This window comes from Acinetobacter sp. YH12108 (genome assembly GCF_013419055.1).
Lineage (GTDB): Bacteria > Pseudomonadota > Gammaproteobacteria > Pseudomonadales > Moraxellaceae > Acinetobacter.
Map to the genome: position 1 here is coordinate 40,106 of NZ_VPAW01000024.1, position 11,331 is coordinate 51,436.

Sequence of the window (11,331 nt, forward strand, 5' to 3'; positions counted from 1 at the left end):
TTTGCAAAGCATGGTTTTTTTGTCAGCCTATGCCTATAATATGCCGACTTAAAAAGCAGTAGACTTTTCTAGATATGTTGTATTCTCTAGCCCGCCCTTTGTTGTTTTCTTTAGCACCAGAGCGTGCACATGAGCTGACACTATCACTATTAAAATCATCCCATAAAATGGGCATGATGCGTCAAAATGTTGCTGTGAAACCTGTGACCTGTATGGGAATCGAATTTCCTAATCCGGTCGGTCTTGCAGCAGGGTTAGATAAAAATGGTGCCTATATTGATGCCTTGGCCAGTCAAGGCTTTGGTTTTATTGAAATTGGTACCATTACTCCACGCCCGCAACCTGGTAATCCTCATCCACGTTTATTCCGTCTTCCGAAAGCCAAAGCGATTATTAACCGTATGGGTTTTAATAATGATGGTGTGGACAAACTGATTGAAAACGTTAAAGCTGCAAAATTTAAAGGTGTACTGGGAATCAATATCGGTAAAAACGCTGATACTCCGGTAGAAAAAGCAGTAGATGATTACCTTATTTGTTTAGAAAAAGTCTATAATTATGCTTCCTATATCACCGTTAATATTTCTTCTCCAAATACCAAGAACCTGCGCAGTTTACAAAGTGGCGATGCACTGACTGAATTGCTGGAAACGCTAAAGAATCGTCAGCTGGAACTGGCTCAGGAACATCAGCATTACGTTCCTCTGGTATTAAAAGTTGCACCGGATCTTGAAGCTGAAGATATTGCCTTTATTGCCAAGCAGTTATTGCAATACAAGATTGATGGTCTGATCGTGACCAATACCACATTGTCACGTGAAGGTGTGGAAGGTCTGGAGCATGCAGAAGAAGCGGGCGGTTTATCAGGCGCGCCAGTCTTTGAGAAAAGCACGGCATGTCTGGCTGCATTTGCAGAGGAATTAAAGGGACAAATTCCATTGATTGGTGTGGGTGGTATTCTTTCAGGTGCGGATGCGCTGGCCAAGAAAAAAGCTGGTGCAAGCCTTGTACAAGTCTATAGTGGCCTCATATATACTGGGCCGGAACTGGTTAAAGACTGTGTAGCCGCGCTTTAAATCCTATGAATGCCATTGATATCTTTCTACTGATTATCTTGCTCATTGGAGGGCTCAACGGTTTGCGCCAAGGATTTATTAAAGCCTTTGCGAACTTAGTGGGATGGATTTTTGCCTTGATTATTGCGGCGAAATATTCAACACTACTTGCGCCCTCAATGGTTGCTCTCAGTACAGATCCAGTGGTACAGAAGATTGCAGCCTTTGCCTTTATCGTTCTGATGATTGTGGTACTCACCTGGATTGTCACCTTTCTGCTCAACCGCATTTTAAAAACCCTGAAACTTGGTCCGCTGAATCGTCTTGCGGGGGGTGTTTTCGGCAGCCTGAAAGGTTTGCTGATTGTCCTGATTACCATGCAGGGGATTGGCCCTTGGGTGGAAAGTTCGCCGCACTGGAAGCAGTCCAAATTTATACAGGTCTTATTGCCATATGCGCCTTGGGCAACAGAGCTCTCCAAAGAAGCCGCAAATGGCGCCCTGCAACATATCAAGTCTGAAGGGGCACAGAAACCTTCAGATTCCTCATCTGAACCGGCATCCAAGGCCAAGAGTTCAGATGCGTCAACGAATAATCCTTTTTATTAATCCTAGCTTGTCTGCGAGGTTGCTATGTGTGGAGTAGTTGGTATAGCTGGTAAATCACCTGTTAACCAAATGTTGTTTGATGCATTAACGATGTTACAACATCGTGGACAAGATGCAGCTGGGATTGTGACTTGTCAGGAAGGCCGCCTGTTCCTGCGTAAAGATGTCGGTATGGTCCGTGATGTATTCCATACCCGTCATATGCGTGCTTTACAGGGTAATTATGGTATTGGTCATGTGCGTTACCCAACGGCGGGTACTTCAAGCAGTGCCGAAGCGCAACCATTCTACGTAAACTCACCTTATGGGATTACGCTGGCGCATAACGGTAACCTGACCAATGCTGAAGAAATTCATGATGACCTGTTCAAAACTGATCTGCGTCACATGAATACTGATTCAGATTCAGAAGTGCTACTAAACGTACTGGCGCACGAATTACAAAAACGTGGCAAGCTGGTACCTACCTCTGAAGATATTTTTCAGGCTGTAACGCGTGTACATGAGCGTTGTAAAGGTGGATATGCCGTTGTTGCGATGATTACTGGTCAAGGTCTGGTAGGCTTCCGTGATCCAAACGGTATCCGTCCATTAATTTATGGTTCGCGCGAAACAGAAAATGGTATGGAATATATCATTGCTTCTGAATCTGTAGCGATTACGGCACTAGGCTTCAAAGTTGAACGCGATATCGAACCGGGTGAAGCAGTTTTCATTGATTCTGACGGTAACTTCTTTACCCAGCAATGTGCAGCGAATCCAGAATACCGTCCATGTATTTTTGAATATGTGTACTTTGCCCGTCCAGATGCAACCATTGATGGGATCTCTGTCTATAAAGCCCGCCTGAAAATGGGTGAGAAACTGGCACAAAAAATCCTGCGTGAGTGGGGCGATGAGCATGACATCGATGTGGTGATTCCAATTCCGGATACTTCGCGTACTTCGGCATTAGAATTAGCCAATATGCTAGGCGTGAAATTCCGTGAAGGTTTCATGAAAAACCGTTATATCGGTCGTACCTTCATTATGCCAGGTCAGCAACTGCGTAAAAAATCAGTACGTCAAAAACTGAACCCGGTTGAGCTCGAGTTCCAGGGCAAAAACGTTCTACTAGTCGATGACTCGATTGTGCGTGGTACGACTTGTAATGAAATTATTCAGATGGCACGTGATGCGGGTGCGAAAAAAGTATTCTTCGCTTCTGCGGCACCTATGGTGAAATATCCAAACGTATACGGTATTGATATGCCGGCGAAATCTGAACTGATCGCTTCTGAACGCAGTGTAGAAGAAATCCGTGAAATCATTGGTGCTGACCGTCTGATTTTCCAAGATCTGGAAGACCTGAAAGATGCAGTACGTACCAAAAAAGTTCCTCATTTGCGTGAATTTGACTGTTCTGTATTTGATGGTGTGTATGTCGCAGGTGGAATCAATGCTGAATACCTCGATCAATTAGAGCAAAAACGCAGTGATGGCGCCAAAAAAGGCGACAATTTTATTGATGTGAATATTGATGCAGCATCAGTTGACCTGACCGGTGTACGCGAAGTCTAAGCAATTAAAATCATGATGAAAAAGCGGGAATTTCCCGCTTTTTTGTTTTATGATGAGCCCAAGGAAAGACCAGATCAGTTAGGGTGGTAGATTGAAAAGCGTAGGATATGCTTTGGTCAAAAACAAGAATATGCTATTGCTAGCCAGCTTTTGTCTGATTGCGATACTATTAACAGTTCTGATTATCAATACAGTGGTTGGCCTGTTTGTTTTCTATGCTGATCCTGGCCAGTCGATATGGTGGCATGTCCTTAGTCCTTATCTGGTAGCGCTGGTTTTGTTTTTGATGATCATTTCGGTCATCTATGAGTTTTATACGTTTCGTGCTGGCGGTTATTCTTTGGCCCAGCAAATGGGCGCGCGTCGACTGAACCAGATGGAAAGTATTCCAGAAGAAAGTGCTGCGCTACGGATTAATGCTCAACTGGCAGATACGTTTCTGATTGAACCGCCAGCCATGTATGTGTTGCCCAATGAAGTCGGGGTCAATGCGTTAACAGCGGGTTTCAGTCCACGTGATACCGCTATTATTCTGACTTGGGGTGCATTACAGACTCTAGATGAAATTGAACTTTATGGCTTGCTTAGCCATGAATTTAACAAGATTCTATCTGGTGAAACAGCTGAAAATACCCGCCTGAAAATTCTATATAGCAGTCTGACCACTTTTAGCCAATGGGGCAGCAAGATTGCGAAGTTGGGGTTTTATCGAAATGATGTACCTCGGGAAAACAAGTTTGAAACTTTCTATGTTTCAATCGGAGCAGTCATCTGGTTGATTGGCAGCTTGGGTATTTTGATCACGCGTTTTATTAAATATATTTCATTGGGCGGACGTACCTATAAAAATGATCAGAAAACCCGACGCCTGATTCAGAATGATGCCAATATTCAGACTTTATTGCGCATTCATGTGCATCATTCAGGATCACAGATCTATAGTGAATATGCCGAATCCATTTCACATATGTGTTTTGCCAATTCTTTAAATCCACAGAACTGGTTGAATATTCATCCGAATATTAATCAGCGTATTTATGAATTAAATCCTGCTTTGATTCAGGATTTGCAGCTCGAAAATCTGAAGAAATTAAAAAACCAGCCTTTGTTTAGTTTGTTTCGTTCACTCGAAGATGTCGTGCCTGAAAGCACAGCAGTCTGGGAATCCCCACAGCCTTTGCCTTTGTTGCGTTTGTCTCCGATCAGTTTTGCGATCAAAGATGCCATCAAGCCATTGAATCCTGAACTACGTGCCAATATGCCGCGTCCAGAGCTGATTGAACGTGCTTTGCAAACTTCGACCGGTTCACGTGAGGTGATGGTCGCAATTTTGATGATCCGGCAATATCGTGAATTTATTCCGACCGAGGCAGAAGTCAGTCGTGCGATTATTGATTCATTATTAAATCTGGATGGACGGGTACATATCTCGATTTTCCAGCAAGCCTGTAAAAATATTGGTGGAATGCCAACCACGGTGGCACGGCAGTTTTTAATGAAGCTGGCAAGGATTATTCAGGAAGATGGTGAAATCGGTTTGCTGGATGCCTTATTGCTAGAGCAGGTGAAGTATGAACTGAATTTGCTGCCGATGCATACGCCAACGTCTTTAGATGAGGTCAAACCACAGATTGTACGTCTGATTGATGCCTTGCTGCATGTGCAGCAGATTAATAGCGATAATCAGCTGGAGGTTCGGGAAAAGATTTTAAATCGTATTCTTAGCCCGCGAGAACTTGAGCTGTATAGTGAAATCTCAGATGAGCCGATTGATTTGGCCGAGATTTTAAATGATATTGCCGGATTGTTATTACGTGATCGTTTGAGCATGTTAGGAATTGCAGAAGTTTGCCTGTGGAGCGACCGGATCATGACTCAGGATGAGCTGGATGTGATGGAGCTTTTATACTGGCGCTTGGGCTTTGAATCCAATGAAATTACCTCGCAAATGCTTAAGAAAAACAGCTTGATGATTATCTAGTATTTTTAAATTAATAAGATGTATTTAAGTCCAGTCTTTCCAGAACTGATCTATAAACAAACTTGCAGTAGAAAAAAAGTAATCTTATAAACTGATTTCTATTTTGAGTTAAAATGACTCAAGATAGAGAGTGAAAAGCTGGAAATAGTTCGGCAAAGAAAAGCGAATCCCGTTAAAATGTTCAACCTGAAATAGGTGATGAAGAAAAGATGATTGGGCATCAGCGTGACATACTGGCAACATTAGGAATCGATATCTGGATTCCCAAGGGCGACGTATGTCAGCAGCATCAGGTTTCGATCTGGCGTGATCAGGCCCCAGCAGAATTACATAGCGAAATCATCCTGCCACAACCGACTCAGATTGCTCCGGTAGAAAAAGCTCCTTTAATTGCGCCTGAGCCTGTTACAGTTGAAGCAAAAGCTGAAGTTAAAAGTGAAGTACCAGTAATTGTTGCATCAATTCAGGAACAGCGGGAAATTCTGCATATTCCGCCATTCAACTTGCAGGCTTTAAGCTTGGAACATTGCACGATTGTCATCGATGCCACAGAAATGACCGAGCAAACCCAGCATTTATGGAGCAATATCCAGCGTGCTCTGCAAAGTGAATTTTATGAACTGAACTGGCCCTTTCCTTGGGTGAATCTGCAAGATGGCCGGGGTGTTGAATCTTATATTCAGGGTTTTCTGGACATGATGAGCCTGGAAAAAAATATCATTTCCCTTGGCTCTATTCCGCATGTGACACATAATAAAATGATTCAACTGGCATCTTTACAGGAAATGCTGGATCAGCCCATACTTAAAAAACGCTTATGGCAGTTTATGCAAAACAGGCCAGAGAACTCAGAATAATATTGATGTGGAATAGGGACATATGAAACAAAAAGTGATTGTATTTAGCCAGATCGATCAGGATGTCCAGAAAAAACTCGAACAAAATTTTAATGTAGTAACTTTACAGCCGAAACTGGGCAATGTACATGAACAGTTGCTGGAACATGTGCGCGATGCCGATGGCATGATTGGGGCAGGCCGACTGCTCAATCGCGATAATCTGGCACCAGCAACCCGACTTAAAATCATTTCTAGTGTCAGTGTAGGGTATGACAACTATGAAGTTGATTATCTGAATGAAAAAAATATCTATCTGACCAATACTCCACATGTCTTGACTGAAACCACGGCAGATCTGGGATTCACACTGTTAATGGCAGCTGCACGCAAAGTGGCTTATCTGGATCACTGGACCAAACAGGGACAATGGCACCGCACGACACGTGAAGCACAGTTTGGTATGGATATTTTCGGAAAAACGCTGGGGATAATCGGGCTAGGGCATATTGGGGCAGCAGTTGCACGCCGTGGGTTTTACGGTTTCAATATGAATATCCTTTACCATAATCGCCATGAAAAACCGGAATTGGCTCAAGGGCTCAGTGCACAGTATTGTTCTCTGAAGGAGCTTTTGCAGCGCTCAGATTTCGTGGTGGTTACCGTGGATTTAAATGCTGAATCAAAAGCTCTGATTGGAGCCGAACAACTGGCACAAATGCAGCCACATGCGGTGCTGGTGAATATCTCCCGTGGGCCTGTGATTGATGAGCAGGCTTTGATCGAAGCCTTAAAAGCCAACCAAATCTTTGCTGCGGGGCTGGATGTCTATGAGAAAGAGCCTTTAAAAGAATCAGAATTATTTGAGCTGGATAATGTCATTACCTTGCCCCATGTCGGTTCGGCCACAGTGGCGACACGTCGAAAAATGGCTGAGCTGGCTTATCAGAATCTGGTCGATGCACTTGAAGGGCGGGTGCCACGCTATGTGGTGAATCCGCAAGTGATTGGTTCATCTAAGTAATATTAAATAACATTTCCCTGCATCTATGCTCATTTTTCGATGCTATATTCGAGACAGGTTGAAACTGAATTTTAGAGATTTTTCATTGAAACGTTTGGTATTGGCGTGCGGGTTAGGTCTGTGTGCAACGGCAGGACATAGTGATAATAATTATTTTAATCAGCCTGCTGCACAATTTTCTGTACCGGATATTGGTGCGGGCGTCGGATTGATCGATCAGCAAAAAGAACAAATGATCGGCGAAAAGGTCTATCGTCAAGTCCAGAAACAAATGCCTGTGATTCAGAATCCATGGCTTGAAGATCAGTTACTTTCCATATTTTCCCACATTCTCAGTCAGACCAAATTACAGCAGCCGATTGGGTTAATGGTAATCAATGATCCGCAAATTAATGCTTTTGCAGTACCCGGCGGATTATTTGCTTTAAATGCTGGCCTGATTAATTCAGCCCGGAATACAGACGAAGTGGCAGGGGTGATGGCACATGAAATTGCACATGTTACACAACGTCATTACAGTCGTTCGCAAGAAACCTTTAAAGGACAAGGGTTATTAGCCTTAGCAGGGATTCTGGTGGGGGCATTAGTCGCTTCACAGGCAGATGGTGATGCAGGTGCAGCAATGATGATGGGTTCTCAAGCAGCACTACTGGATCAGCAATTGACTTATAGCCGTAATCAGGAACGTGAGGCGGACCGGATCGGGATGCAATATATGTATGCTGCCGGCTATAGTCCGCACAGTATGGCGGATTTCTTTGAAGTGATGCATCGTTCCACTAGCCGTTTAAGCTTTATGCCAGATTTCTGGCTGACGCATCCTTTAACTACTGAGCGTATGAGTGAAGCGCGTTTGCGCGCCAATCAGTTGCCTGCGGTTAAGCGTAATTTAAATGATCAGGATTTTGAAATCATTAAATGGTATACGCGGGTACTGTCACGTCAGACCACTGAACAACAGCTCAACTTAATGGTGCAACGTAATGATTTTCCTGGCCAGCTGGCTTTAACGGCTTATCAGCTTCAGCAGGGAGACTTTCAGGCGGCACAAGTCGCACTGGATCAAGCCAAAAAGCACAATAATATGCATCCTTTGCAGGTGTTATTTCAAACTGATATTTATCTGGGACAAAATCAGCTGGATAATGCGCTAAAAAGCATTAGTTCAGCCGCACGGATCATGCCGGAAAACCGTGCTTTAAATTATAAATATGCTGAAACCCTGATTCGTGCTAAACAGCCTGATCAGGCCAGAACGATTGTGCAGCGCTTTTTAAATAGCAATACCCGTGATGTTAGTGGCTGGAGATTAATGCAACTGGCAGCGAATGCAGCACCTGATTCATCAATAAAAGCCGCCAACGTCTTGCGTTATCGGGCTGAAGTAGAGTACTGGTCGGGCTATGAAGAAACTGCGATTAAATCCTTAATACATGCTAAACGTATCAGCAAAGGCAATCAGTCTCTGTCAGCAACCATAGGTCAACGTTTAAAACAGATGCAGCAAACGCGACAGTTTAAAATTTAAGTCTATTTTTCTAATAATTTTTAGTTTCAGTAGATATAGCCGAAGTTCACTAAATCACGCTACAATCCGGGCAAAGCTAAGTTGTTTATTTCAATTATTTTATGAAAAAAATATTATTGGGTTTATTGATATTGGGGTGTGGCGGAAATGTATTGGCGGCTAGTGCGGCAGAATACGTGCAGTCCGTTGAACAGATTAATACTGATTATCAAAAAGAATCACGCCAGTTTTTAAAAGGTTTAAATCCACAGCAGCAGGGTTTTAGCGCATCGCAGAATCAGCAGTTTTGCGCGATTGTGCAGCGCTATGTGGATCGTTTATATAAAGCGGCAGACCAGAACCGGGCTTATCTGGATCGTCAGTATCAAAATGTAGGCAAGCAGGATGTCATACTGCAGGTAAAATCTTCAAAAGAGATGCAGTTGCTGAAACGTTATAATGTGGATTGTAATTTACAGTAAGAATAAATAAGAAAATGCTGAGAACTGTCCGGAATGGAGGCAGTTCAACGCAGATTTAGATTTGAAATATAATGGGGGAATTAAGCAAGTTTTGCTTTAATTTTTGCTGAAACTTGTGCAGGATCGGCGCGCCCGGCTATGAGCGGACGCAGAGAATTCATCACCTTACCCATATCTTTCATGCTAGTAGCTTGTTGCGCTTCAATTATTTGCGCAATCAGGGAATCAAGTTCTTCCTCAGTCATAGCTTCTGGTAGAAATTGAGAGAGAACCTCAACTTCGGCTTGTTCCTTACTAGCTAAATCATCTCGACCAGCGCCTTCAAAGGCTTTGATCGATTCTTTACGTTGTTTAATTTGCTTTTCAATGACCGCAAGAACTTGAGCATCGTCAAGTTCTTTACGCTCATCGACTTCGATTTGCTTAATTGCTGCTTGCAGACTACGAATGACCGTCAACTTTGACATATCTTTGGCACGCATGGTGGCTTTCAATACGTCAGTAATCTGGTTTTTTAAAGTAGTCATTATTTATTCCAAGCAGTCAATCACAAATTAATCTTAGTAAAGGCGAGTAGTACGTACTGATTCACGCGCCAATTTCTTTTGGTAGCGTTTAACAGCAGCAGCTTTTTTACGTTTACGTTCTTGAGTTGGTTTTTCGTAGAATTCACGTTTACGAACGTCAGCAAGAACACCCGCTTTTTCGCATGAACGTTTGAAACGACGGATAGCTACGTCTACTGGTTCGCCTTCTTTCAATTTAACTTGTGGCATGAAGAATCCTCATTAAGTTATGGATAAGATCAGGGCCGAATTGCCCTCGATCACAAGTGAAGGTCAGTATTTTACTCATTTACATCTCATATCACAAGTCTATAATAGTTGCTGCAATAGATTTGATACAGGTTATAGGCAGTTTAATGATCGTTTTAGGCTTGGAAACGTCGTGTGATGAAACAGGACTTGCGCTGTATGACAGCGAGTTGGGTTTGCGCGGACAGGTGCTGTACAGCCAGATTAAACTGCATGCTGAATATGGCGGCGTCGTACCAGAACTGGCTTCGCGCGATCATGTGCGTAAACTCATTCCCTTATTGAATGAACTGCTTGAACAAAGTGGCATAAAAAAAACTGAAATTGATGCGGTGGCTTATACCCGTGGTCCGGGCCTGATGGGCGCGTTAATGACGGGCGCACTGTTTGGTCGGACTTTGGCCTTTGCCTTAAATAAACCGGCAATTGGTGTGCACCATATGGAAGGTCATATGCTGGCGCCATTACTTTCTAAAACGCCACCGGAATTTCCATTTGTGGCATTACTGGTGTCTGGTGGTCACTCACAGCTCATGGCCGCTTATGGCATTGGACAATATGAATTACTCGGTGAATCGATTGATGATGCGGCGGGTGAAGCATTTGATAAAGTTGCGAAAATGATGGGTCTGCCATATCCGGGCGGCCCGAATATTTCCAGACTAGCTGAGCAGGGCGATCCGAACGCCTTTGCTTTCCCACGTCCAATGCTGCATCAAGGTTTGGAGTTTTCATTCAGTGGTTTAAAAACTGCAGTTTCTGTTCAAATGAAGAAACTCGGTGAAGAAAGACGTGATGCAGATATCGCTGCAAGCTTCCAGGAAGCCATTGTCGATACACTTGTTAAAAAATCAGTGAAGGCATTGAAACAGACTGGCTTAAAACGTCTGGTGATTGCTGGTGGTGTAAGTGCCAACAAGCGTTTGCGTGAACGCCTGGAAGCAGACTTGGCGAAAATCAAAGCCACCGTGTACTATGCAGAACCTGCACTGTGTACCGATAATGGTGCGATGATTGCTTTTGCGGGTTATCAACGTCTAAAAGCCGGACAGCAAGATGGCTTGGCTGTAACCACAACTCCACGTTGGCCAATGACAGAATTGACGAATCCAGCCGAAGCTTGATTAAAAGATTCATGATGAAGAAAAGGGGCGTTAAGCCCATTGCTGTCCCATAGTTTGCTTTAAATAAAAAAACCTGAGTCCTAACAGTTAAAATATGAGTGCAAACAAACACTTTAACGACCAGGATTCAGGTTTTGTCCCATCAGAATACCGTATTTCATGAGCTAATTAAACCTGTTGTGCGACAGGATTTTGAACAACTTGCTAAAGTGCACCATGTTGGACAGAAATTTAGAGCGGCTTCCCGGTGGGATCAGTTTATTGCCATATTGATGTCTCAATTCTCTTGTAGGCAAAGTCTGAGAGATATTCAATCCAATTTGGAGTGCCAACAGGAAA

General features: G+C 43.4%; 12 protein-coding genes. 10 read left to right on the forward strand and 2 right to left on the reverse strand.

Features of this window, described 5'->3' with window-relative positions; all coding sequences use genetic code 11:
* Positions 1-74: 74 nt before the first annotated feature.
* From FTU46_RS13455 to FTU46_RS13490, 8 genes are all read left to right on the forward strand, one after another.
* Positions 75-1,076, forward strand: a complete 1,002-nt coding sequence (locus FTU46_RS13455; RefSeq protein ID WP_005235085.1) for a quinone-dependent dihydroorotate dehydrogenase — start codon at positions 75-77, stop codon at positions 1,074-1,076.
* Positions 1,077-1,081: 5 nt separating this feature from the next.
* On the forward strand, positions 1,082-1,663 hold the full coding sequence (locus FTU46_RS13460) for a CvpA family protein (protein ID WP_005235088.1): 582 nt from the start codon (positions 1,082-1,084) through the stop codon (positions 1,661-1,663).
* Between the two features lie 24 nt (positions 1,664-1,687).
* A complete protein-coding gene (purF, locus tag FTU46_RS13465) occupies positions 1,688-3,223 on the forward strand; it encodes an amidophosphoribosyltransferase (RefSeq protein WP_004782444.1) in 1,536 nt (511 codons plus the stop codon).
* 91 nt (positions 3,224-3,314) lie between these two features.
* On the forward strand, positions 3,315-5,204 hold the full coding sequence (locus tag FTU46_RS13470) for a M48 family metalloprotease (RefSeq protein ID WP_180105173.1): 1,890 nt from the start codon (positions 3,315-3,317) through the stop codon (positions 5,202-5,204).
* A 209-nt stretch (positions 5,205-5,413) separates the two neighbouring features.
* The gene (locus FTU46_RS13475; protein WP_166138416.1) at positions 5,414-6,061 is read left to right on the forward strand and encodes a hypothetical protein; all 648 of its coding nucleotides are present in this window, start codon (positions 5,414-5,416) and stop codon (positions 6,059-6,061) included.
* Positions 6,062-6,083: 22 nt separating this feature from the next.
* Complete coding sequence (locus FTU46_RS13480; protein WP_180105174.1) at positions 6,084-7,064, forward strand: D-glycerate dehydrogenase; 981 nt, start codon at positions 6,084-6,086, stop codon at positions 7,062-7,064.
* 85 nt (positions 7,065-7,149) lie between these two features.
* Positions 7,150-8,592, forward strand: coding sequence for a M48 family metalloprotease (locus FTU46_RS13485; protein ID WP_180105175.1), 1,443 nt, complete (start codon positions 7,150-7,152; stop codon positions 8,590-8,592).
* A gap of 101 nt (positions 8,593-8,693) precedes the next feature.
* On the forward strand, positions 8,694-9,053 hold the full coding sequence (locus tag FTU46_RS13490) for a hypothetical protein (protein WP_180003691.1): 360 nt from the start codon (positions 8,694-8,696) through the stop codon (positions 9,051-9,053).
* A gap of 80 nt (positions 9,054-9,133) precedes the next feature.
* On the opposite strand, the gene FTU46_RS13495 is transcribed toward FTU46_RS13490, so the two are convergent.
* Both FTU46_RS13495 and rpsU read right to left on the reverse strand, forming a co-directional pair.
* Positions 9,134-9,580, reverse strand: coding sequence for a GatB/YqeY domain-containing protein (locus FTU46_RS13495; RefSeq protein ID WP_004782432.1), 447 nt, complete (start codon positions 9,578-9,580; stop codon positions 9,134-9,136).
* A gap of 33 nt (positions 9,581-9,613) precedes the next feature.
* Positions 9,614-9,829 (reverse strand): 30S ribosomal protein S21, encoded by a 216-nt coding sequence (gene rpsU / locus FTU46_RS13500; RefSeq protein WP_001136722.1) that lies wholly within the window; start codon positions 9,827-9,829, stop codon positions 9,614-9,616.
* Positions 9,830-9,975: 146 nt separating this feature from the next.
* Here rpsU and tsaD point away from each other — a divergent pair, with 146 nt between their 5' ends.
* Both tsaD and FTU46_RS13510 read left to right on the forward strand, forming a co-directional pair.
* Complete coding sequence (tsaD, locus tag FTU46_RS13505; protein ID WP_159123897.1) at positions 9,976-10,992, forward strand: tRNA (adenosine(37)-N6)-threonylcarbamoyltransferase complex transferase subunit TsaD; 1,017 nt, start codon at positions 9,976-9,978, stop codon at positions 10,990-10,992.
* 134 nt (positions 10,993-11,126) lie between these two features.
* Positions 11,127-11,331, forward strand: a 205-nt coding sequence (locus tag FTU46_RS13510; protein ID WP_180010975.1) for a DUF4372 domain-containing protein, incomplete at its 3' end; no start/stop codon positions are given.